The sequence below is a fragment of the Micromonospora jinlongensis genome (genome assembly GCF_013410645.1).
GTDB lineage: Bacteria > Actinomycetota > Actinomycetes > Mycobacteriales > Micromonosporaceae > Micromonospora > Micromonospora zamorensis.
In genome coordinates this window covers 1,814,076-1,836,847 of sequence record NZ_JACCHK010000001.1, presented here as the reverse complement: position 1 = coordinate 1,836,847, position 22,772 = coordinate 1,814,076, and the positions used below count along the sequence as shown (strand labels likewise).

At 70.6% G+C, this 22,772-nt stretch carries 23 protein-coding genes; 14 read left to right on the top strand and 9 right to left on the bottom strand.

What is annotated here, in order from left to right:
• Positions 1-49: 49 nt before the first annotated feature.
• From HNR22_RS07870 to HNR22_RS07860, 3 genes are all read right to left on the bottom strand, one after another.
• Positions 50-1,696, bottom strand: a complete 1,647-nt coding sequence (locus tag HNR22_RS07870) for an RICIN domain-containing protein (protein WP_179779787.1) — start codon at positions 1,694-1,696, stop codon at positions 50-52.
• Between the two features lie 36 nt (positions 1,697-1,732).
• Positions 1,733-3,151, bottom strand: coding sequence for a family 43 glycosylhydrolase (locus HNR22_RS07865; protein WP_343059729.1), 1,419 nt, complete (start codon positions 3,149-3,151; stop codon positions 1,733-1,735).
• A gap of 276 nt (positions 3,152-3,427) precedes the next feature.
• The gene (locus HNR22_RS07860) at positions 3,428-3,865 is read right to left on the bottom strand and encodes a hypothetical protein (protein WP_179779785.1); all 438 of its coding nucleotides are present in this window, start codon (positions 3,863-3,865) and stop codon (positions 3,428-3,430) included.
• Between the two features lie 120 nt (positions 3,866-3,985).
• On the opposite strand from HNR22_RS07860, the gene HNR22_RS07855 reads away from it, so the two are divergent.
• A complete protein-coding gene (locus HNR22_RS07855; RefSeq protein ID WP_218906239.1) occupies positions 3,986-4,273 on the top strand; it encodes a hypothetical protein in 288 nt (95 codons plus the stop codon).
• Positions 4,274-4,403: 130 nt separating this feature from the next.
• On the opposite strand, the gene HNR22_RS07850 is transcribed toward HNR22_RS07855, so the two are convergent.
• A complete protein-coding gene (locus HNR22_RS07850; protein ID WP_179779784.1) occupies positions 4,404-4,844 on the bottom strand; it encodes a hypothetical protein in 441 nt (146 codons plus the stop codon).
• 121 nt (positions 4,845-4,965) lie between these two features.
• Between HNR22_RS07850 and HNR22_RS07845 the strand changes: the two genes are divergently transcribed.
• Positions 4,966-6,999: a hypothetical protein gene (locus tag HNR22_RS07845; RefSeq protein ID WP_179779783.1), complete on the top strand. Its 2,034-nt coding sequence runs from the start codon at positions 4,966-4,968 to the stop codon at positions 6,997-6,999.
• Positions 7,000-7,103: 104 nt separating this feature from the next.
• Here the strand turns inward: HNR22_RS07845 and HNR22_RS07840 are convergent, their stop codons facing one another.
• The 5 genes from HNR22_RS07840 to HNR22_RS07825 form a co-directional block, all read right to left on the bottom strand.
• A complete protein-coding gene (locus HNR22_RS07840) occupies positions 7,104-7,694 on the bottom strand; it encodes a DinB family protein (protein WP_179779782.1) in 591 nt (196 codons plus the stop codon).
• Positions 7,687-7,809 carry a hypothetical protein gene (locus tag HNR22_RS31610; RefSeq protein WP_281374138.1) on the bottom strand — a complete coding sequence of 41 codons (123 nt, stop codon included), beginning with the start codon at positions 7,807-7,809 and terminating at the stop codon, positions 7,687-7,689. The genes HNR22_RS07840 and HNR22_RS31610 overlap by 8 nt, the downstream gene beginning before the upstream one ends.
• An 84-nt stretch (positions 7,810-7,893) precedes the next feature.
• Entirely contained in the window at positions 7,894-8,832 is a 939-nt protein-coding gene (locus tag HNR22_RS07835; protein ID WP_179779781.1) for a phosphotransferase family protein, read from the bottom strand.
• A gap of 175 nt (positions 8,833-9,007) precedes the next feature.
• Complete coding sequence (locus tag HNR22_RS07830) at positions 9,008-9,835, bottom strand: AfsR/SARP family transcriptional regulator (protein ID WP_218906235.1); 828 nt, start codon at positions 9,833-9,835, stop codon at positions 9,008-9,010.
• A 628-nt stretch (positions 9,836-10,463) separates the two neighbouring features.
• Positions 10,464-10,985, bottom strand: coding sequence for a flavin reductase family protein (locus HNR22_RS07825; protein ID WP_343059728.1), 522 nt, complete (start codon positions 10,983-10,985; stop codon positions 10,464-10,466).
• Between the two features lie 188 nt (positions 10,986-11,173).
• Here HNR22_RS07825 and HNR22_RS07820 point away from each other — a divergent pair, with 188 nt between their 5' ends.
• The 12 genes from HNR22_RS07820 to HNR22_RS31215 all read left to right on the top strand — a co-directional run bounded on the left by HNR22_RS07820 (position 11,174) and on the right by HNR22_RS31215 (position 22,751).
• Entirely contained in the window at positions 11,174-12,883 is a 1,710-nt protein-coding gene (locus tag HNR22_RS07820) for an acetyl-CoA carboxylase carboxyltransferase subunit alpha (protein WP_179779779.1), read from the top strand.
• Entirely contained in the window at positions 12,880-14,232 is a 1,353-nt protein-coding gene (locus HNR22_RS07815; RefSeq protein WP_179779778.1) for an acetyl-CoA carboxylase biotin carboxylase subunit, read from the top strand. The genes HNR22_RS07820 and HNR22_RS07815 overlap by 4 nt, the downstream gene beginning before the upstream one ends.
• A gap of 108 nt (positions 14,233-14,340) precedes the next feature.
• The gene (fabG, locus tag HNR22_RS07810) at positions 14,341-15,123 is read left to right on the top strand and encodes a 3-oxoacyl-ACP reductase FabG (RefSeq protein ID WP_179779777.1); all 783 of its coding nucleotides are present in this window, start codon (positions 14,341-14,343) and stop codon (positions 15,121-15,123) included.
• A 9-nt stretch (positions 15,124-15,132) separates the two neighbouring features.
• Complete coding sequence (locus HNR22_RS07805) at positions 15,133-15,609, top strand: biotin/lipoyl-containing protein (RefSeq protein ID WP_179779776.1); 477 nt, start codon at positions 15,133-15,135, stop codon at positions 15,607-15,609.
• Positions 15,610-15,644: 35 nt separating this feature from the next.
• The gene (locus HNR22_RS07800) at positions 15,645-16,079 is read left to right on the top strand and encodes a nuclear transport factor 2 family protein (RefSeq protein ID WP_179779775.1); all 435 of its coding nucleotides are present in this window, start codon (positions 15,645-15,647) and stop codon (positions 16,077-16,079) included.
• 1 nt (position 16,080) lies between these two features.
• Positions 16,081-17,007 carry a 3-hydroxyacyl-CoA dehydrogenase NAD-binding domain-containing protein gene (locus HNR22_RS07795; RefSeq protein ID WP_343059727.1) on the top strand — a complete coding sequence of 309 codons (927 nt, stop codon included), beginning with the start codon at positions 16,081-16,083 and terminating at the stop codon, positions 17,005-17,007.
• 13 nt (positions 17,008-17,020) lie between these two features.
• Positions 17,021-18,016: a quinone oxidoreductase family protein gene (locus tag HNR22_RS07790; RefSeq protein ID WP_179779773.1), complete on the top strand. Its 996-nt coding sequence runs from the start codon at positions 17,021-17,023 to the stop codon at positions 18,014-18,016.
• Positions 18,017-18,089: 73 nt separating this feature from the next.
• Positions 18,090-18,758 carry a hypothetical protein gene (locus HNR22_RS07785; RefSeq protein WP_179779772.1) on the top strand — a complete coding sequence of 223 codons (669 nt, stop codon included), beginning with the start codon at positions 18,090-18,092 and terminating at the stop codon, positions 18,756-18,758.
• A gap of 88 nt (positions 18,759-18,846) precedes the next feature.
• Positions 18,847-19,764: an NADP-dependent oxidoreductase gene (locus tag HNR22_RS07780; protein ID WP_179779771.1), complete on the top strand. Its 918-nt coding sequence runs from the start codon at positions 18,847-18,849 to the stop codon at positions 19,762-19,764.
• Positions 19,765-19,786: 22 nt separating this feature from the next.
• Positions 19,787-21,373 (top strand): MFS transporter, encoded by a 1,587-nt coding sequence (locus HNR22_RS07775; RefSeq protein WP_218906233.1) that lies wholly within the window; start codon positions 19,787-19,789, stop codon positions 21,371-21,373.
• 9 nt (positions 21,374-21,382) lie between these two features.
• Positions 21,383-21,781 carry a PPOX class F420-dependent oxidoreductase gene (locus tag HNR22_RS07770; RefSeq protein ID WP_179779770.1) on the top strand — a complete coding sequence of 133 codons (399 nt, stop codon included), beginning with the start codon at positions 21,383-21,385 and terminating at the stop codon, positions 21,779-21,781.
• Positions 21,782-21,932: 151 nt separating this feature from the next.
• A complete protein-coding gene (locus tag HNR22_RS31215) occupies positions 21,933-22,751 on the top strand; it encodes a DUF6081 family protein (RefSeq protein ID WP_179779769.1) in 819 nt (272 codons plus the stop codon).
• Positions 22,752-22,772: the final 21 nt, after the last annotated feature.

Genomic DNA, 22,772 nt, shown 5'->3' with positions numbered 1-22,772 from the left:
CACGTGCGCGGACCCACCGCCCTTTGTCGAGTACGCGAGGGCCAGCCTCTCAACACCAGGTCAACGTCGAGTTGACCCGGGTGACGTTGCTGATCGTGTTGTTCGCGCCACCACAGGGACTCTGGGTGATGTTGGTGCCGCTCACGGTCAGGTTCTGCAACCGGATGCCGGAGGAGATCGGGAACTCCGTCCGCGACGCGATCCTGATCTCGCCGCCGCCCGTCACCGTCCCGGACACCCCGGCGATGACGACGTTGTAGCAGTTCTCCACCAGGATCGAGTTGTTCCCCGTGTTCGAGATCGTCACCCGGTCGATGACCGCGCCACCGGACTCGGAGACGCAGAAGATCCCGCGGCCACCCCCGGACGCGATCACGTTTCCGACCCGGATGTTGGTCGGATACGAGCTGCCCACCCGGCCGTTGCGGTTGGCCATCCGGAACGCCGCGTACCCCGTGCCGGCCCCGGCGCCCTGCGCGTCGACCGTGCCGACAGTGGCGTTGATCGTGTCGTTGAGCAGCAGGCCGGAGTCCCGGGTGTTCCGCGCCGTGACAGTTCCGATGGTCAGACCGTCGACGCCGTACGTCTCCACCCCGTGCGAACCGGTGCCTGACACGTACACGGTGTCGATGCGAACGTTGCGTACCTTGACCGCCCGATCTCCGCCGTGGTTGTCGATGCGCACTCCCAGGCCGGCGGAGAGCCGCATGTCGATCTGCCCGAGGGTCAGGTTGTTCACGTTGCGTATGAAGATGCCGTACAACGGCGACCCGGTCAGCGTCAGGTTCTGCACCTCCACATCCGTGGTTCCCCGCGAGTAGACCGGCGCCTGGTCGCCCGAGCCCGATCCGGTCACGTTGATCGTGCCGCACACCGCCAGCGTCGTGTACGACGGCAGCGACAGCCGCGAACCCGCGCTCATCGACCCGGAGCCGCGCACCACCACCCGCTGCTTCGCCGTCCGACCGGCCGACAGTGAATTGACCGCCGCCTGCATGGCGGACAACATGCTCGTACCCGAATAGACAGTCGACGAGCCGTTACGGGCCGTCCAGGTGCTCCCGCTCAGCACGGCCTCGGCGTTCGTTGACCCGCTGCCACAGCCGGCGCTTCCGCCACCGACCGCAATCATCTGCCACTGCTGGTTCGTACCGCCGACATCGGTGTACTGGCTGATGCGGCCGCCGTCGGCGGTGGACCGCTCCCAGACCTCGAGTGCCTTGGCGGAGTGGCGGTTGATCAGCCGGACATGGCCGCCGTCGGAGTCGAGCACCTGGAACTGCTGGTTGGCGGCGTTGAGATCCGGCCACTGGCGGTACTCGGCGCCGTCGGCGGTGTTCCACTCCCAGAGGTCGACGACCTTGCCGCTGTGCCGAGCCTTGAGGCGGTAGTAGCCGCTGCCGGACGAGACGAACTGGAACTGTTGCCATTCGCCGTCGTTGCGGGACCACTGCTGCATCACCGCGCCGTCTGCCGTCGAGGTGTCCCGGACGTCCAGCACCTTGCCGCTGTGTCGGTTGACCAGGACGTAGTAGGCGTTGGTGTCGATGGTGGCCGCCGCTGCCGGCGGCACGCCGACCACCACAGCGCCGGCGGCGCCGACCAGCGCGGTGATCATGGCCAGAACCAGGCTGGTACGCCGGCCGCGGCGGATCGGGCCGTGGCTGGACGGTCTTCTCGTGGTGGTGGGGGTCATCGGTGCTCCTGGCTCGATGGGGGAGTGGTCCCGCGGCTATTCCAGGTGGAAGGTGGCGGAGGCACGCTCGGCACTCGTGGTCACCGCTTCCAGGTAGAGCAGTCCGTCGCGGTGGCGCACGTACCGGCCGGGGAAGTTCTGTGACTCCAGGGAGACCCCGGTGCTGGCAGCCAGGCCGGATTGGCGGTAGAAGCTCGCGTCGCCGCCGAAGAGCGACGAGCCGTCGCTCCGTTCGACGTACAGGGCGTAGCCACGGTGACGCAGGTAGTACCCCGGGAAGTTGGTCGACTCCAACGACACCGTCCCGCCCCCGGCGAGACCACTGACGATGCGGAACTGGGAGTCGGCCAGGTTGGCCACGTTGGGCTCGACCCGGGCCCGATAGTCGTAGTGCCGGATGTAGCTGCTGGTCAGATCGTGTGAACGCAGCCGCACCGGTGTGGCCCCGTCGGGCACCGGGATGCCGAAGTTCGGGGTGCCGTCGGCGTTCCAGTACAGCTTCTGCAGCCTCGTCCGCCGGTTCGGGTCGTTGAGCGGATCGCCGCTGATGTCACGGTAGTTGCGGTCGTGATAGACCAGGATGTCGCTCTGCCCATCCTCGGAGACGGTGAACGAGTTGTGGCCGGGGCCGTACTGACCGGTGGCGGTGTTGCTGGCGAACACCGGGTTGGGGCTCTTGCTCCAGGCGGCGGCGTCGAGCAGGTTGGCGGTGGCCGAGGCGCTCAGCATCCCGAGGCAGTAGTTGGCGTCCGTGGCGCTGGCCGAGTAGGTCAGGAAGATACGGCCGTTGCGCTGGATCACCGCCGGCCCCTCGGCGACCCGGTAGCCGCGGGTCTCCCAGTCGTACGTCGGCACGACGAGCCGGGTCACCGTGCCGGTGATCTGCCACGGGTTGGCACCCATCCTGGCGAGGTAGACGTTGGAGTTGTTGGAGATGCCCGGCTCCTGCTGCGCCCAGGTCAGATAGCGCACCCCGTTGGCGACGAAGGTCGACGCGTCCAGGCTGAACGTGTCCCACGGTGTCATGATCCGACCACGTTCGGTCCACGACCCGGTCAGCGGATTCGCGCTGGAGTTCTCCAGCACGTACATGCGGATCCGCCACACGTCATCGGTGCGGCCCGCGGCGAAGTAGACGTACCACCGGTTGTTGATGAAATGGATCTCCGGCGCCCAGATGTGGGCGCCCATCTCGCCGCTGGTGTGCCGGTTCCAGATCGTCGTTTCCGCCGCCGTCGCCAGGCCTTGGAGGGTGGTCGCACGTCGCAGCACGATCCGGTCGTACTGCGGCACCGTCGCGGTCATGTAGTAGTAGCCGTCGGTGTGCCGGACGATGTGCGGGTCGGCCCGCTGGTTCGCCAGCGGGTTGGTGTAGTTGACCGCCGGTGCGGCGTGCGCCGGCCCCGCCGCCGGCAGGCCGGCTGCCACGGCGAGCACCACCAACACCGCGGCCACGACCGACCGTAGGCGTCGGCGGCCGGCAGGCCCCCGGCCGGTGGCCGGGCGGGCAACCGGATCGGTTGGGTGGAGTGGCAGCGGCATCTGTCCTCCGTACGGTTGGTGAGCGACTCATCGGCGCAGGTGGCGTCGTGGCCGATCAGGTCGACGCCGAGCAGCACGTGGGACCGAAGCGGTCGCGACGCCAGGGCGACGGCGTCGCGGATCGCGAGATATGACGGTGGCGTTGCGTCCAGGTTACGGTCTCAGTGTTGGCGCTAACATCGACAGGTGTCAAGGTCTTGGATCGGTGCCGGAGACGTACGCGTCGAACGCGGCGACCTCTTCGTCGGTCGCCGACGGGGCGAAGTCGAGGTGCTCGCTGGGATGGAGACCGGTGCCGGAGCCGGTCACCGTCACGAACCACGCGGCCTCGTGATCGAACCAGTAAGCCCTGCCCAGCAGGCCGATCTCGCTGGCCTCGGAAGGGTCGTCGGGGTCCTCCACCGCGACGACGCGGACCCACTGCCCGTCCGACCCGTAGGGCGGTCGCGCGAATGTGAGGGCGATGTCGTTGAGGTCGAAACCACCCTCCGGCACACCAAGCGCACGTGCGGCCCCGGCTCGCGCCATGGTCAGCACCTCACGGGTCCGGCGGGTACGACCGACCTCCACCTCGCCATCGGGCCCGTCGATCAGCACGGCGTAGGAACGGTCCGCCAGGTGGCGCACCCATGCACGTACTCTTTTCGGTTGGTCGACCATCCGCTGATAGTGCCCTTTGCGCACCAACCGCGTCGCGGGGAGTCGCGGTGGCGCAAATGAGCGCGGTCCGGGATAGCCTTGGCGCATATGGCTACCTTTCGCAGCGCCTCAGTGCTCCTTTCGTCGGATGGCACCAGGACCCCCGGCACCGCCGCTCTCTTCGCCGAGCCCGCCCGCAGGGGCGGGGTCCCGCCGTGGGCAGGTGACTTCCGACCTGCCAACAGCGCCGGCAACGGCCCCAAGAACGCGGTCGGGAAGACCTTCACGTTGGAGCTGCCCGACGGCAGCACCGGCAAGGTCGTCGTCCAGGGCCTCAAGAGCGGAAAGGGAGGCGTCGTGCTGGCGCTGATGGGCCAGGACGCACCCCCTTTCTGAGCAAGACTGCTACCCACCGGCCGGTCAGCGACCTGCCGATGTCAATGCGTCCGGACAGCGTCCGGACGCATTGCCGTACCCGTGCCGGGGCGGTCCTGTTCGGTGACGTTCCGCCGCGCAGGGTCGCCAGTCAGCGGCGGCCGGTGGCCAGGGCGACGAGATACTGGCCGCCGCCCGCGTCGACGCTCGCGGTCACCGGCAGCCCGGGCGTCAGCCGGGAAAACCGGTCGACCAGCCAGTCCGCCGCCTCCTGGGCGTCCTTCCTGCTCGGGCAACGGGCCACCAACTCGCGGCCGCCCTTGCGCTCAAGCCTCTCGGCGACGGTGATCAGGGGCGCGGGCTCCACCACGTGCAGACGGTCCGGCCAGGCGATGACCACCTTGACGGCACCTTTGCGGGTGTTGCAGGCGCGGTGCGCAAGCCGCTCGACGACCTTGGCCTTCTTGTCGGCGGTGCGGCTGTCGACACTGGGCCCACGCGGGTCGTTCACCGACATGTCAGCGTCGACCGGCTCGTCGCACACCCAGCATCGCCAGTTGTCACGCCGCGCGACGTCATCGAGAAGACTCATCCGAGCAAACTAGCCTGTCAGCCCCCGGCCAACGACAGTCGGCATCTACGGGCGTCGCGTTGGTTGCTGAGATTCCTTCACGAGCGTAGGAAGAACACCACCTGCGTCGAAGGAGATGCGTGTGACCACAACCAGAGGGCTCCGTCTCGCCGTGTCCGTGCTGGTGACCGCGGGCACCGTCCTGTTCGGGGCGTCGGCCGCTGCGGCACCGCCCGCCACTCCTGCACCAACCGGGCGGCAGGCCTGCGACCCGATCGACCCGACGGCCTGCCTGCTGCCCTTCCCGAACGACTACTTCACCGTGCCGGACCGGACCAGCCCCACCGGTAAGCGGGTGCGGCTCGCGGCCGCCGCGATGCCCGCCAACGTGCAGGGGGCCCCGATCGACCCGACGGAATGGAACCGGCAGGACGGGTTCAGCCCGGGCTCGCCGATCCTGGTGCGCGTACCCGGCCTCGACGCCACGGCGACCGGGATCGCGCCGGTCACCGACATCGGCCGCTCGCTGGCGCCGGACGCGCCGATCGTGCTGATCAACGCGCGGACCGGTGAGCGCACGCCGTACTGGGCCGAGCTGGACGCGCACGCGACCGGCCAGCCCGACCGGCAGGTGCTGATCATCCGACCTGCGGTGGCGCTGACCGAGGGCACCCGCTACGTCGTCGGCCTGCGCGGCATGCGCGACGGCAACGGGGCGTCGATCCCGGCGCCGAAGGCGTTCAGGGCGTACGTGACCGGTGCTGGCCTCAGCCATCGGGACAGTCGTGTGCCGCAGATGAAACGGATCCTCGCCGACCTGACCCGGACCGGGGTCAAGCGGCACAGCCTTTACCTGGCCTGGGACTTCACGGTGGCCAGCCGGCAGGGTCTGACCGGGCGGATGCTGGCGGTCCGGGACAGCGCGTTCGCCACCCTCCGCCGGGCCGCACCGTCGTTCACCGTCACCCAGGTGACCGACTACCCACCGGAGCAGGAGCCGCTGATCGCCCGGCAGGTGACCGGCACCATCGGCGTACCGTCCTACCTGACCGGCGACGGCGGGCCGGGCTCCCGGCTGCACTACGGGCCGGCCGGCGGCGCCGGGACGCCGCAGACGCCGAACGCCCTGCCCACGCCGTCCGGCGCGACGATCGCGGCGGACTTCGTCTGCAACATCCCGCGCAGCGCCTCCGCCGCGAAGCCGGCACACCTCTCGCTCTACGGTCATGGCCTGCTCGGCAAGCCGACCGAGATCAACGCCGGCAACGTCAGGACGATGTCGAACACCCACAACTTCACCTTCTGCGCGACCAGTTGGATCGGCATGGCCGCCGGCGACGTCCCCTATGTGGCCGGTGCCTTCACCGACCTCAGCGCCTTCCCCGCCGTCGCGGACCGGTTGCAGCAGAGCTTCCTGAACTTCCTGTTCCTGGGCCGCGCGATGATCCACCCGGGCGGGTTCGCCGCCCACCCGGCGTTCCGGGACGCCACCGCACGACCGCTGATCAACCTGGCCGGCGGGCTGCACTACGACGGCAACAGCCAGGGTGGCATCAACGGTGGTGCCGTCACCGCCATCGCTCAGGACTGGACCCGCTCGGTGCTCGGCGTACCGGCGATGAACTACTCCACGCTGCTGCAACGCAGCGTGGACTTCGCCCCATTCCAGTCGGTCATGGACGGCTACTACCCGGACAAGGTCGACCAACAGTTGATCCTCGCGCTGCTGCAGATGTTGTGGGACCGGTCCGAGGCCAACGGGTACGCCCAGCACATGACCGACCGACCATTGCCCGGCACCCCACCGCACCAGGTGCTGATGCACGTGGCCTTCGGTGACCAGCAGGTCTCGCCCGCCGCAGCGGAGGTCCAGGCGCGCACCATCGGGGCTCGCCTGCACACCCCCGCGCTCGCCGACGGCTGGTCATCGGACGTGCGTCCGTACTGGGGCATCGCGCCGATCCGCCGCTACCCGTACACCGGTTCGGCGCTCGTGATCTGGAACAGCGGCGCGGCGTACGCGCCGCCGCCGACGAACCTCGCCCCGGCCGGCCCGGAGTACGGGGAGGATCCGCACGAGTTCCCACGTGCCCAGGCCGGGGCCCAGAGACAGAAGGCCGTCTTCCTGCTCACCGGCAAGGTCATCGACGTCTGCGCGCGAACGCCCTGCCCGTGATTCGCTCTGCCGCCCCGCGGGGCGCGAACCTTTCCTGACGTCACGCGCCGCCCGCCGCAGATTCGCGGCGGGCGGCGCGCTCACGGGTGCCTACGAAACGCGCCCTAGGCGAAGCGGTCCGCGAGCTTCGTCAGCTTGGCGACGTACGCCGACCAGTCGTAGTCGTCCGGGATGTTGGTGTTGTCCTGCCGCAGGCCGATCGCCGAGTCGTGCTGCTCGCGGATGATGTCGGCATGACCCGCGTGACGCGCGAGGTCGCAGGTCACGTGGATGATGATCCGCTGCAGCGTCACGTCCTGTCGGCCCGGGCGCCACCACGGCACCTGCCCCGGCGCGTCGAGCGGCAGCTGGTCGATCGTCTGGTCGGCGAACACCCCGACCCGGCGATACAGATCGATCAGGCCGTCCTTCGTCTCGTCCTCGTTCGCGTACCAGTCCGCCTGTGGGTCCTCGTCGAACGCCTGCATGGGGACGAGTTCCTCCGGCGTCGGGAACTCGCGCCCGAAGGTGGGCCCGAAGTAACCGGCTTCGACATTGAGGCAGTGCTTGATGATGCCCAGCAGGTTGGTGCCGGTCGCGGTGCGGGGCATTCTGGCATCGCGTTCGCTGAGCCCGTCGAGCTTCCAGATCAGGTCGTCGCGATTTTCCTTCAGATAGAGGTGCAGCGCGGCTTTCGCATCGCTCAAGTCAGCCATGCCCGCCAGTCTTCCTCAGGGCCGCGCCATCGTGGGTGTCGATCTTGATGAACAGGTCACCGACACGCATGGTCACGCGCTCGTGGTGGGCTAGAACGACCTCGACCTGCTGCACGTTCGGCATTATCGCGGGGGTTGACCAGCGAGGTCACCGGCTTTATCGGGTACGCCTGACCACGTCGCCGTCCGGTGGTGGTGCTCAGCCCAGGAGCGCTCGGACGACGTCGGACCGGTTCAGGGCCGCGACGCACCACGCGAAGTGACCGTCCCCGCCGTCGGCGTCGTAGGCGTTCGCGGTGATCAGCGAGTAGGCCGCGCGGTAGACGAGAAGCGCCTGCCGCTGGTAGCCCAGGCGCTCCTCGATCTGCGTGTAGTGGCCACGTTCGGTGTCCAGGGCCTGCTCGCCGTACATGTCGAAGATCGAGGCTGCGACGGAGGCGTCGAACGCCGGGTCACCCTCGGTCGTGAGGAAGCCCCAGTCGAGTACGGCGGCAGGGCTGCCGGCGTCGTTCACGAGGATGTTGCCGGGGGTCATGTCACCGTGGACGACCGATCGTCGTCCGCTGTCGACGTCCCGCAGCCGGTCCTGCAACGCGTCCAGCTTCCTGTCGAGGTCCTCGACCGCCGGGTCGAGCACCTGCCGGAATCGGGCGACGCGACGCGTGGCCAGTGCGTGGAGGGCGTCAGGGAACGCGTCGGCGGCCTCGTAGAGCGGCATCGCCTCGTCCAGGACCGACAGCTTCCGTGCCTCGGGCAGGGGCCCGCTTGCCCCCAGTTGGGTCAACACGTCGACGAACGCCGACCTGGCCTCGTCGAGGGTGAGGCGGCCCTCTTCCCGCGCTTCGGTCATGGTCCTGCCGGCCAGCCGTTGTTCGACGGTGACGCAGCGACCTTCGATCAGGTGGACCTCGTGGATCCGTGGGACCGCGATCCGCGCAGGTTTTCCGGCCAGCGCGTCGTAGAACACCCGAACCCGCTGCAAGGCGGTCTCCGACCCGTCGAACCACACCTTGGCGACCCGCTCCTGGCCGATCTCGTAGACGACACCCTCCATTCCCCGCCCCAGCAGCCGGGGAGCCGCCCCGCCCGTCCAGTGGTGCAGGAGTCGGGTCAGTTCGACGTCGGTCGGGCTGTGCATCAGGTTGCCATCGCTAACTGTCGCCGGGTCGGACGCTGCTCGAGACGGGGATGTTCGCACAGGCTGGGCGAGGCGGTGGTCCGGCGAGGGCGGTCCGTTTCGGACGTCGCTCAGCACCGCGACGTGCGGCGCTGAGCGACACCGAGGCGTTCGTCCAGGAAGGCTCGGTCGAGCGTCACCCGGGTCCGGCCCCCAGCTCCACCAGCCGGTCCTCCAGACCGTACGCGATCCGCAGCTCCCGGAAGCTGGCGGCCGTCTCCGGCGCGCGCTGGGGGACCGGCTCCAGCATGACCCGGTGCAGCCGCTGGACCTCAGCGCTGGGCTCGACGCCCAGTTCGTCCCGGACCACCCGGCGCAGCCGCTGGTAGACCTCAAGCGCCTCGGCCCGCCGGCCACAGCGGTGCAGCGCCACCATGAGTTGTCCGTAGAACCATTCGTTGAGAGGGCGGGCGATCACCAGCGACTGCAACTCGGGGACCATTTCGCGGTGTCGTCCCAGCCGGGCCTGCGCCTCGATGCGCAGCTCGATCGCCCGGGTCCGCAACTCCTCGAGATTGGCCGCGTGCGCCGACAGGACCGTGCCCATGCTCACGCTCGCGAAGGCCGAGCCGCGGAACAGGGCAAGGGCGTCGCGCAACTGCTCGCTAGCCTCCTCCCACCGCTCGGCGTGCAGGCTCTCCGTGCCCTGGCGCAGCAGGCGTTGGAACCGGGTGGCGTCGGTCTCGTCCACACTGGCGTCGAGCAGGTAACCGGGCGGTCGGGTGAGCAGGACGTTGCGGTCCGAGTCGGTGAGCCGGTTCTGCGCGAACATCCGCCGAGCGTGGTAGACGTACGTCTGAAGGGTGGTCAGGGCGCTCTTGGGTGGGCGGTCGCCCCACAGTTCCTCCACCAGCGTATCGACGCTGACGACCTCACCGGCTCGGGCGACGAGAAGCGCCAGAACCTGACTGATCTTGGAGGTGCCGAGCGGTATCGACGTGCCGCTGTCGGTGATTATCTCCATTGATCCGAGAACATTGAATTCCATTCTTCCCCCCGATGACCTGCTCTGCTCTGCCTGGCTTGCCGGAATTCGGCGTGCGTCAGTGCCGCTGAAAACCCTGGGTCGGCCTTTTTGAGGTGCTACCGTCGCGTGCCCCCCGGCACTGGCGAGATCGCACTGGTTGTTCTGTGGGCTCTCCCCGCCCCGTGGCGTGGCGGGAGGTGCTTCCCAGTGCTCGGTTGGCGCTGATGGCCCCCCATCGACGTCGACCCTTACCGTGCGTACACAATCACTACTACCTACCGCTGTCAATGGTTCTGTTGGTGCCTTCAATCGGACAGCTCGCAGGTGATGATTGGTTTCCGAATGACCATCGCCGGGCTTGTGTGAGTCACGACACAGGTCCTTATAGCTCAATGTCCGATTAGGCGTGATGACCCCCCTTTGTCGTTGGGCAACAGCTATTACCGGCAATTATTGCGTCGGTAACAATATCGTGGGTGGGTGGATCGGGTGCGGTAAATGCCTTGACGCCGCTCGCAGCGGCGGTGCGGTTTCGGACACCACGCACCGAAATCCGGGAGCCGCTCCGCGTGCCGTACGGCGGCGGGGCTCCCGGTTCGGCTCGACCGGCACTTCCGACGATCGCCTATGGGTTGGCCAGGGTGCCGAAGGCCCGGTTGAAATAGATCGCCGGTCTGCCGTCGTCCACCCGGGCCTGGCGTACGCGACCCAGCAGGATGACGTGGTCGCCGGCCTCGTCGACACGCTCGGTGGTGCACTCCACCAGCGCGAGCGCCCCGTCGACCACTGTCACGCCCCCGGCACCGGGCACGAACCGGCCCTGGGCGAACTTGTCGGCGCCCTTGCGGGCGAACCGCACCGCCAGGTCGGCCTGCTCGGCGCGCAGCACACTCACGGCGAACCGGTCGCAGCCGGCGAAGGCGGGGTAGGAGTTCGCCGAGCGCGCCAGGCAGACCAGGACCAGCGGCGGCTCCAGGGAGACGGAGCAGAACGAACTGGCGGTGAAGCCGTGCGCGACACCGGCGGAGTCGACGGTGGTCACGATGGTCACCCCCGAGGCGAACCGCGACATGGCCGCCGTGAAGGCCGACCGGTCGAGGTCGCACCGCGTGGTCTCATCCAGGTCCGAGGAATGCACTGGCGTCACGGCACGGCCCTTCGTAGGCGGGTGGACACCGTCCACCGTGCTCCCGCGCCCTCGAAGACCACTCGATGCCGCCTCGACGTCCCCGTCGACGGGGTCCGACCCGAATCCGGCCGATGTTCGAGCGGCGGACCGCATCGTTGGCGACCAGCCGCGTCCGCACGAAACGACGTGTCTGCCGAGGAGGACCGATGACCCTATTGACGACCCGGGGCGCCGAAGAGGCGCAGTGGGTGCTCTGCCAGGGCTGTACGACACCGTTGTACCGCAAGCGGTGGGCGCGTGGCCGGAAGGTCTGCCCCGAGTGCGGGTACCACGCGCGGCTTACCGCGCCCGAACGGCTCGACCAGATCGTCGATCCCGGCACCCTCGAACCGCTGCCGTTCCCCGCCGTGACCGAGGACATCCTCGGCTTCGTCGACACCATTCCGTACCCTCGCCGGCTGGCGGACGCGCGGGCCCGAACCGGCCTGGACGAGGCCGTCGTCTGCGCCCGGGGCGCCATCGACGGCCACCCGGTCGTCGTCGCCGCGATGGACTTCCGGTTCCTGGGCGGCAGCCTCGGCGTCGGCGTCGGTCAACTGATCGCGCTGGCCGCGGAGACCGCGCTGGTCGAGCGGATCCCGCTGCTCATCGTCACCGCCTCGGGTGGCGCCCGGATGCAGGAGGGGACGCTCGCGCTCATGCAGATGGCCCGCACCAGCGCGGCGCTCGGGCAGCTCGACGACGCCGGTATCCTGACCATCTCTCTGATCACCGATCCGACGTACGGCGGTGTCGCCGCCTCCTTCGCGACCCTGGCCGACGTCATCGTCGCCGAGCCGGGCGCCCGGCTCGGCTTCGCCGGCCGCCGGGTCATCGAGCAGACCATCCACCAGGTGCTCCCGCAGCGGTTCCAGACGGCGGAGTTCCTGCTGGAACGGGGCTTCGTGGACCGGGTCGTCCCGCGGGACCGGCTGCGTACCGAGCTGTCCCGGCTGCTGGCGGCGGCCGTTGCGCCGTCCCCCGGAGCGACCGGTGACGAGCCTCCGGCGCCCACGGTCAGCGACCCGGGCCTGCTGCCGGAGTCCGACCCGTGGGAGCAGGTGCGGCTCGCCCGCAAGCTGGACCGACCCACCACCCTGGACTACCTGTCGATGGCGTTCACCGACTTCCAGGAGCTGCACGGCGACCGGCTGAGTGGCGACAGCCCGGCCGTGGTCGGTGGCACGGCGCGGCTCGCCGGCCGACCGGTCATGGTGATCGGTCACCAGAAGGGACACACGGCGGCCGAACTGAACCAGCGCAACTTCGGCATGCCCGGCCCGGACGGCTACCGCAAGGCGGCCCGCCTGATGCGTCTCGCCGACAAACTGGGCCTGCCCGTGGTGACCCTGGTCGACACGCCGGGCGCCTATCCGGGCGCGGACGCCGAGGAACGCGGTCAGGCGGTGGCCATCGCCGAGAACCTGCGGCTGATGGCCGGGCTGCGGGTGCCCATCGTCACGGTGATCATCGGTGAGGGCGGCAGTGGCGGCGCACTGGCCCTGGCCGTGGCGAACCGAGTGCTGATCTTCGGCAACGGCGTCTACTCGGTGATCAGCCCCGAGGGGTGCGCGGCGATCCTGTGGCAGGACCCGGCCGCCGCACCCCGGGCCGCCGCCGCGCTGGGCGGCTCCGCCCGGGACCTGCTGCGGCTCGGAATCGTCGACGGCGTCATTCCCGAGCCGGACGGCGGCACGGGCGCCGACCCGCTGCGCTCCGCCGACCGGCTTCGGGCGGCACTGGCCCCGCTCGTCGACGAGCTGTCTGGCCGGACACCGCAGGCCCTCGTCGCCGACCGGCGGGAACGGTTCGGCGCGTTCGGCACGGCGCTCACCGTCGAGTCGGGGCTGCGGCCGCTCCGGGAGGGGGTCTCGTGACGGGCCGACTCTTCCACAAGATCCTTATCGCGAACCGGGGTGAGATCGCGGTCCGGGTCGCCCGGGCGTGCCGGGAACTGGGCGTCGCGAGCGTCGCGGTGCACTCCACGGTCGACCGGGATTCGCGGGTGGTGCGCCTGGCCGACGAGGCGGTGCAACTCGGGCCGGCGCCGCCCAAACTGAGCTACCTCAACGCGGCCGCAGTGCTGGAGGCGGCCCGGATGACCGGGGCCGACGCCATCCACCCCGGTTACGGGTTCCTCTCCGAGGACCCCGACTTCGCCGACGCCTGCGCGGCGGAGGGGATCACGCTGGTCGGCCCGCCGGCCGCGGTGATGGCCCAGCTTGGCGACAAGACGTCGGCCCGCACGCTGATGTCCGAGGCCGGCCTGCCGCTGCTGCCCGGCAGCCTGGACCCGCTCTCCGCCGAGGACGCCCACCGGCTCGCCGACCGGATCGGTTACCCGGTGATCGTGAAGGCCTCCGCCGGTGGTGGCGGTCGGGGGATGCAGGTCGTGCACTCCTCGGCCGAATTCCCGGAAGCGTACCGGCGCACCCAGGCGACCGCGCGGATGCTGTTCGGCAACGGCGAGGTGTACGTGGAGCGGTACCTCGCCGAGGCTCGACACGTGGAGATCCAGGTGCTCTGTGACGGGCACGGGCACGCCGTCCACCTGGGGGAGCGGGACTGCAGCGTGCAGCGCCGGCACCAGAAGCTGATCGAGGAGACCCCGGCGCCGAACCTGCCGGACGGCCTCGCGGAGCAGATGGGCAAGGCCGCCGTCGCCGGGGCGCTGGCTGCCGGGTACGTCGGCGCGGGCACCTTCGAGTTCCTGGTCGACCGCAGCGGCGGCTTCTACTTCATGGAGGTCAACTGTCGTATCCAGGTGGAGCACCCGGTCACCGAGATGGTGACCGGGGTGGACCTGGTGGCCGAGCAGATCCGGATCGCCGCCGGCCAGCCGTTACGCCTCGCCCAGGAGGACGTCCGGCTCTCCGGGGTGGCGATCGAGTGCCGGATCAACGCCGAGGACCCACGACAAGGCTTCGCGCCGACACCCGGCCGGTTGACCGAGTTCATCCCGGCCGGCGGGCCCTTCGTCCGGGTGGACACTCACGCCTACCAGGGGTACGTCGTCCCACCCAACTACGACTCGCTGCTGGCCAAGCTGGTGGTCTGGGCACCGCGACGAGACGAGGCGATCGCCCGGATGCTCCGCGCGCTGGCCGAGTTCCACGTCGCTGGCGAGCGGGTCAGCACCACCAGCGACTTCCTCGCCGACGTGCTCGCCACCGACGCGTTCCGGACGGCGACACACACCACCGCGCTCGTCGACCAGCTGCGCTGACGGCCGCTCCAGACGGACTCGACCGGCCCTCGAGCACCGGCCGACAGCCTGGACACCGTCACCCGGCACGTGCGGCCACCCGGCACGCCAACCCGCAACGGAGGAACAATGACGCAGGATCAACGGGTCGCGCTGGTCACCGGCGCGACGAGCGGCATCGGGTTGGCGATCGCCCGTCACCTCGCCCGCGACGGCGTACGGGTCTACCTCTGCGGTCGTCGCGAGGAGGCCCTCGCGGAAACCATCAAGTCACTCGGCGACGAGGGGCTGGAGGCGGACGGGCGCACCTGTGACGTGACGTCGTCGGCCGAGGTCCAGGCGTTCGTCCGGGCCGGGGTCGAGCGGTTCGGGCCGGTCGACATCCTGGTCAACAACGCCGGCCGTTCCGGTGGCGGCGTCACCGCCGAGATCCCGGACGAGCTCTGGCTCGACGTGATCAACACGAACCTCAACAGCGTCTTCCTGGTCACCAAGGAAGTGCTGAACAACGGCGGAATCCTCGGTCGGGGCCGGGGGAGGATCGTCAACATCGCCTCCACCGGCGGCAAGCAGGGCGTGCTGCACGGGGCGCCGTACTCGGCGTCGAAGCACGGCGTGGTCGGGCTCACCAAGGCCCTCGGGCTGGAGCTGGCCAAGACGGGCGTCACCGTCAACGCGGTCTGTCCCGGCTTCGTGGAGACGCCGATGGCGCAGCGGGTCCGGGAGGTCTACTCGGGCCTGTGGCAGGTGCCCGCCGACGAGGTGCTCCAGCGGGTGAACGCCCGAGTGCCCATCGGCCGCTACGTCCAGCCCGACGAGGTGGCGGCGATGGTCGGCTACCTGGTCAGCCCCGCCGCGGACGCGGTGACCGCGCAGGCGTTGAACGTCTGCGGCGGGCTCGGGAACTACTAGGGGGCGGCCGTGACGCAGGCAGAGACCAGACAGGACGACCAGCACCTGTTGGAGACCGTCGAGCACAGCGTGCTGCGACTGCTCTCCGGCTTCCGTGACCCACCGGCCCGACTGGAGATCACCGCAGGAGCGGTCACGGTGACCGCCGAATGGGCCACCGCCGAGGGCGCCAACGGCACCGTCCCGGCGGTGCCCGCGCGAGCTCCTGCGGACACGCCGGCCGCGCCGATCGACGACCGGCTGCTGGTCCGGGCCCCGACCGTGGGGGTCTTCTACCTGGCCCCGCAGCCGGGCAGCCCGCCGTTCGTGCAGGTCGGCGACCCGGTCGGCGCCGGTCAGCAGATCGGCATCGTCGAGGCGATGAAGCTCATGATCCCCGTCACCGTGGACACGCCGGGCATCGTGCTCGACGTCCTCGCCACCGACGGCGCGGCGGTCGAGTACGACACGCCGCTGTTCGCTCTGTCCCCGGCCGAGGCGGGCTGACCCGTCGCTCGGCCGCCCAGACCCGAGGAGAAAGCATGATCACGACCGGTGTCTCGACCGACCTCTACGCCGAGGTGTCGCAGTTCTACGCCCGGCAGATGCAGGCGCTCGACAACGGTGACTTCCAGGCGTACGCCGACAGCTTCACCGACGACGGCGAGTTCACCCACTCACCCGGCCTGCCGCCGGCCCGGACCCGCGCCGGCATCGCGGCCGAGCTGACCGAGTTTCACCGCCGGCGCTTCTCCGGCACGCCCGTGCAGCGGCGGCACTGGTTCAACCACGTGGTGTTGGACCACCGACTGGACGGCGGCATCGACTCGACGAGCTACGCCCTGGTGCTCACCGTGCACCCGGGCGTGAAGCAGCCCGAGATCGGGCCGAGCTGCGTGGTCCATGACGTGCTGGTGCGGGTCGACGGCGACCTGCGGCTCGCGTCGCGGCGCGTCGACCACGACCAGGACCGCTGAGGTGGGAGCCGTCGTCGTCATCGGCACCGGCACCATCGGCACCGGCTGGATCGCGCTGTTCGCCGCACACGGTCTGCCGGTGCGGGTGAACAGCCGCCGGCCGGACGCGGAGAAGGTCGTACGTGCCGCACTGGAGCTGTTCGCACCCGCGTTGCCGGGCGCGCCGGACCCGGCGGCGTTGCTGGACCGGATCGAGTTCGAGCCGGACCTGGCCCGCGCGGTCGCCGACGCCGACGTCGTGTCCGAGAACGCGCCCGACGACCTGGAGCTGAAGCAGCGGCTGTTCGCCACGATCGAGCAGACCGGCACCGGGGCGTTGCTGCTGTCGTCGACGTCGAAGCTGGTCCCCGACGACCTCGGGGCCCGGATGCGGGACCCCGCCCGGCTGGTCGTGGCACACCCCTTCAACCCGCCGCACCTGGTGCCGCTGGTGGAGGTCGTCGCCGGCTCCGCCACCGCGGCGGCGGCCGTGAGCGAGGCGATGGCGTTCCTGCGGTCGGTGGGCCGGCAGCCGGTGCTGCTGCGCCGCGCCCTGCCGGCGTTCGCCGCCAACCGCCTCCAGTCGGCGCTGCTGCGCGAGTGCATCCACCTCGTGGTGGAGGGGGTGGTGACGGTGCCGGAACTGGACGACCTCGTCACCAACTCGATCGGTCTGCGCTGGTCGACCATGGGCCCGTTCCAGGCGTTCCACCTCGGCGGCGGGGAGGGCGGCCTGCGCGGGTGGCTGTCCCACCTGGGCTCCGGCCTGGAACGCGGCTGGGCGCAGCTGGGCACCCCGGCCCTGACCGACCAGACGCGGGAGCTGCTGGTCACGCAGACCGAGCAGGCGTACGGCGATCGCACGTATGCCGAGTTGGCGGCCGAACGGGACCGGTTGCACCTGGCGGTGCTCGGCGCCCTCGCCCGCGCTCGGGCCGAACCTTCCTGATTGGAGCGCGTACATGCGAGTGATGCAGTTCGACCGCTACGGCGGGCCGGAGGTGCTCGTCGCCGCCGACGTCGCCCGGCCGGAGCCGGGCGCTGGCGCGGTTCGGATCCGGGCCGAGGCGATCAGCGTGGGGTACGCGCAGACCCAGATGCGGCGCGACGTCTTCCCGGCGCCGATGTGGCGACCGGTGTTCCCGGTGGTGCTGGGCGGTGACGTGGTCGGGCGGGTCACCGCCGTCGGCGACAGCGTGAACGGTGTCCGGATCGGCGACCGGGTCGGCGCCTTCACGCTGCACGGCGCGTACGCCGAGGAGGTCGTGGTGGACGCCACCACTCTGGTGCCGGTGCCGGACGCGTTGGACGCGGCCGAGGCGGCGGTGCTGCCCGGCACCGGCCTGATCGCCGGCGGTGTGCTGCGCACCGCGTTGCTGCGCAAGGGCGACACGGTCCTGGTGCACGCGGCTGCCGGCGGCATCGGCCACCTGGCCGTGCAACTCGCGAAGGCCGCGGCTGCCGGCCTGGTCGTGGCCACCGCCGGATCGGCGTCCAAACGGGACTTCGCCCGCTCGCTGGGCGCGGACGTCGCCGTGGACTACACGCGGACCGACTGGGCCGACGAGGTGCGGTCCGCGACCGGCGGGCGCGGCGTCGACGTCGTACTGGAGAGCATCGGCGGCGACGTCGTGGAGCAGGGACTCGACCTGCTCGCGCCCGGCGGTCGCCTGGTCTTCTTCGGGTCCTCGGCGGCCGAGCTGGCGGTGCCCACCGTGCCGCTGATGAAGCTGATCGGTCTGCGCTACGTCACCGGGTTCGCCCTGTCGGCCTGGCGGGGCAGCCGGCCCGACGAGTACCGCGACGTCCTCGACGACCTGACCTCCCGCCTGCTCGACGGACGGCTGCGCTCGACAGTCCACGCGCGACTGCCGCTCACCGACGCGGCCGAGGCGCACGAACTGGTGGAGAGCCGGGCCCACCCCGGTCGGGTGGTGCTCGTACCGGGGCTGGACTGAGCTTCGAGCCAGTTTCAGGCCACCGTCCGTAGCGTCCATCCTGGCTCGCTTCGGTACCTCACAAGGAGATGAGATGGCAGGTAACACGAGATGGATCGGCCGGCTCGGCATGGGTGCCGTGGCGCTCACCGGGGTGCTCGCGTCGGTGGGTGTCGCGAACGCCAGCCCGGGCGCCGCTACACCGACGGCGGCCGTGAGCACTCACAGCACGGTCGCCTACGACTGCCGCACGACGGTGCAGCAGGGCTTCCACCCGGTCGCCTACAGCCGTGACTTCGACGTCTCGGCGCCGACCACGGTGACCGCCGGGACCGAGTTCGACGTGACGCTCGACCCGACGCCGATCACCGCGTTCGCGCAGTACAACCAGACCGTGACGGACGTCCAGGTGGCGTACGCGATCCCGCGCAACGCCAAGGTCAAGAGCTACTCGCTGGTCGGCGGGTCGGGTCTGGGTCAGGCGTTCACCTGGGTCGAGGAGCGCGACGGCGCGCTCGTGGTGCGCAGCAGCGGGCCGTTCACCGGTGGCGTCGAGTTCGACCTGCCCACGCTGTCGCTGCACATCAAGGCGGGCAAGAACGCCGGTGCGATCGTGTTCGCCCCCGGCGGCGGCAGCTACGTGGAGCCGGGCTTCGCCTGGTTCCGCTACCAGCCGATCCTGAACGAGTGGGGCCCGTTCCAGTGCTTCCCCGACCCGGCCCTGCCGGCGGTGGAGCTGGCCCGGGTGAACGTCACCAAGTGACGCGCGAGGGCGGGCGTCGGGACACCGGGGCCCGCCCCTCTCCGCCACAATGGGATTCCACTTACCAAAAGCACTGAAAGGAACCCCCATGCCGTTCGCGATGGCGATCACGGAGTTCGGCGACGCTGACGTCCTGCGCCCCTTGGAGGTGCCCGAGCCGGACGCCGGGCCCGGCCAGCTTCGGGTGCGGGTGCGTGCCGCCGGCGTCAACCTGATCGACTGTCGGATCCGGTCCGGGTTCATGCAGTCCATCTACCCGGCGACCTTCCCGCAGGTGCTCGGCAACGAGTTCGCCGGCGTGGTCGACCAGACCGGGCCGGACGTGACGGGCTTCGCCGTCGGCGACGAGGTGCTGGGCTTCGCCTTCATGCAGTCGTACACCGAGGTGCTCGTCGTCGGGGTCGACCAGGTGGTCGCCAAGCCCGCAGACCTGCCCTGGGAGGCCGCCGGCTCGCTCTCCGCCGTGGGCCAGACGGCCTACAACGGGCTGCGCGCCCTGCAGGTCTCCAGCGGGCAGACCGTGCTGGTGCACGCCGCCGCCGGCGGCGTCGGAACGGTCGCCGTGCAACTGGCCCGGGCCTTCGGCGCCACGACCGTCATCGGCACCGCGAGCCCGAGCAACCACGACTACCTCCGGTCGCTCGGCGCCGAACCGGTCGCCTACGGTGCCGGCCTTGCCGACCGGGTGCGGGCGCTCGCCCCGGCCGGGGTGGACGTCGCGCTCGACGCGCACGGCGGCCAGGAGGCGCTGGACGTGTCGCTGGAGCTGGTGTCGGACCGCAAAAGGATCGGCACCATCGCGAACTTCCGCGCCGCCGGCCAGCACGGCATCACCATGCTGCGCGGCGAGCGGTCGGCGGAGACGCTGGCCGCGCTGACCCGGCTGTACGACGACGGCGGCCTGCGGTTGCACGTGCAGCGCACCTACCCGCTGCGGCAGGCCGCCGACGCTCACCGTGAGGCCGAGGCCGGGCACGTACGCGGGAAGCTCGCCCTCGTCGTCTGACGGCTTCCACCTGGAGGACACCGTGCCGTCGCCCCCCGACTCCGGACACCCTCGACGCTGGCGGATCCTCGCGGTGCTGGTGTGCTGCCTGCTGTCGATCATCCTGGACAACACCGTGCTGAACGTCGCGCTGCGGACCCTCACCGATGCCCGGCACGGCCTCGGCGCGACGCACAGCCAGTTGGAGTGGATCCTCAGCTCCTACACCCTGGTCTTCGCCGCGTTGCTCTTCGCCTGCGGTGCGGCGGCCGACCGCTTCGGCCGTCGGCGGATGTTGCTGCTCGGGTTGGTGGTGTTCGGGGCGGCGTCGCTCGCCTCGGCGTACGCCGACAGCCCTGCGGCGTTGATCCTCACCCGGGCCGTGATGGGCGTCGGTGCCGCCGCGGTCATGCCGTCCACGTTGGCCGTGATCGCGACGGTCTTCCCGCTGCGCGAGCGGCCCCGGGCGATCGGGGTCTGGGCCGGCGCGGTGGGCTTCGCCCTGGCCATCGGCCCGATCACCGGGGGTGTGCTGCTGTCCCGGTTCTGGTGGGGCTCGATCTTCCTGGTCAACGTGCCGCTGGTGCTCGGCTGCGTCGTCGCAGTGCTGCTGGTGGTGCCGGAGAGCCGGGGGCACGACCGTGGCCTGGACCTGCCGGGTGTGGGGCTGTCGGTCGGGGGTCTCGGCGCGCTGGTGTACGGGGTGATCAACGGCGGCCGGTTGGGCACCGTGAGCGACCCGCGGGTGTGGGTGCCGCTCCTGGCCGGCGTGGCCGCGCTGTGGCTGTTCGTCCGGCACGAGCGGCGCACCGCCCAGCCCGCCTTCGAGCTGCCCTTCCTGCGGGACCCGGCCTTCTCCGCCGCGCTGGTGGCGGTCGGTTTCGTCTCCTTCGCGATGCTGGGTTTCCTGTTCTTCAGCGCGTTCTACCTGCAGAGCGTGCGCGGCTACAGCCCACTGCGGGCGGGCTCGTTCACGCTGGCGTTGGCCTCCGCCAACGTCCTGGTCGGCCCGCTCAGCGCGGTGGCGGTCCGCCGCTACGGGCCGCGGGCGGTCTGCGCCGCCGGGCTGCTGTCGGTGGGCGCCGCGTTGCTCGGGGTGGCCCTGGTGCGTGAGCACACGCCACCGTGGGCGCTGCTGCCGATGTTCGCCCTGCTGGGCGGTGGGATGGCCGCGGTGCTGCCAGCCGCGTCGATGTCCATCATGACCGCCATCCCCCGGGAGAAGGCCGGGGTCAGCTCGGCGATGAACAACACCATTCGGCAGGTGGGCAACGTGCTCGGGGTGGCCGTGCTCGGTTCGGTGCTCGCCTCGACCTACCGCGCCGGCGTCTCCGACGAGTTGTCGGTGCTGCCGGCCGCGATGCGCCACGACGCCGGGGAGTCGCTCGACGCGACGCTGGCCGCCGCGGCGGCGCGGGGCGGTGACACCGACGCCCTGGTCGCGGCAGCCCGTGCGGCTTTCATCGACGCGATGCACCTCACCGCGGTGCTCGCGGCGCTGTTGGCACTGGCCGGTGCGGCCATCGCACTGCGCTGGCTGCCCCGGTCGCTGCCGACCCACGACCGGCCCACCCCGGCGGCGCCCGATCGGTCGCTGCGCTCCGCAGTCGAATCGTCACCGACACCCTAGGATAGGCCGATGTCTTTCACCGATGTGGAGATCGAGTACCTGACGACGCAGCGACTGGGCCGGCTGGCCTCGGTCGCGCCGAGCGGCGCACCGCAGAACAACCCGGTCGCGTTCACCTACAACCCGGACACCGGCACGATCGACATCGGCGGGCATAACCTGACCGCCAGCCGCAAGTTCCGCAACATCAAGGCCGATCCACGGGTGGCGTTCGTCGTCGACGACCTGGCGTCCACCAACCCGTGGAAGGCCCGGGGCGTCGAGATCCGAGGCCACGCCGAGGCTCTGGTGGACGTGGAGCCACCGCACCCCTACTTCGGATCGGCCATGATCCGGATCCGGCCGCGACGCATCATCACCTGGGGGATCGACGACGCGCCGATGACCGGCCGCGACGTCGAGTCGTGACCGACCGACCGACTTAGGGCCTGTTTCACAAGGACTGACCGGCCTCGGCTCGACCGCCCTTATGAAACAGGCCCTAGCGCGCTTCGAGTGGGCCGCGAGCCCGCCCTGACACCGTTGACCTGCAACCGCGGGCCAGCCGGGAGGGGCGCAGATGACGGCACCGACAGCGCAGCAGCTCTTCGAGGACGACTTCACCAACGGCGTACGGATCGGGGCGGGGGCGCCCTGGCGGCTCCGCCCCGTGGACGCCCTGCCGGGTGGTGACGGCGTCGTCCGCGCCACCCCCGACGGCCTGGTGGTCGTACCGACCGGGGTGGACGTCCGGACCGGTGCGCCGGCCTTCGCGCAGCCGGCGACGCCGGTGCAGCACCTGCGCTGGGCGGCGTTCACCACACACGTGTCCCCGTCCGGCCGCCCGGGTTTCGAGACCGCCGACGGACACCTGCTGACCGTGTCGGCCGACGTGGCGCTGCGGGGGTTCGGGCTGGACGCCCACCCGTACGACGACGTCGCCGAACCCACTGTCGACATCCGGCTCGGCGCCGGCGGCCTCATCTCCGTCGACCTCGAATCCGGCATCGTGTTCGACTTCTTCCTCACCCACCGGCGCCTCTACGCGGTGTACGAGCGGCTGGCGCTGCGTCCGGACGCGCGTTTCGCGGCGTTCACCTACGCCGTCCCGGTGGCCGACCGAACGCCCGAGCAGGTGCACCGCCTGGAGGTCTCCTTCGAGCGGGCGACCGGCACGGCCCGGTGGCGGGTCGACGGCGCCGAGGTGCTGTCGGTCGACCGGGTCGGCACGCGCTGCCTCGACGCGGCGTACCTCAAGCGCGACAACGGCGGCGTCGAGGAGTCGGTGCTGCCCGGTCAGTTCAGCTACGGCCTCGGCCTGTTCGCCGACCGCATGTACGGCCAGGGCGTCGAGCTGTCCGCCGGCCGGCTGCGGGTCACCGCCGTCCCGCGTTCCTGACGCCACCCGTCACCGCCCCTT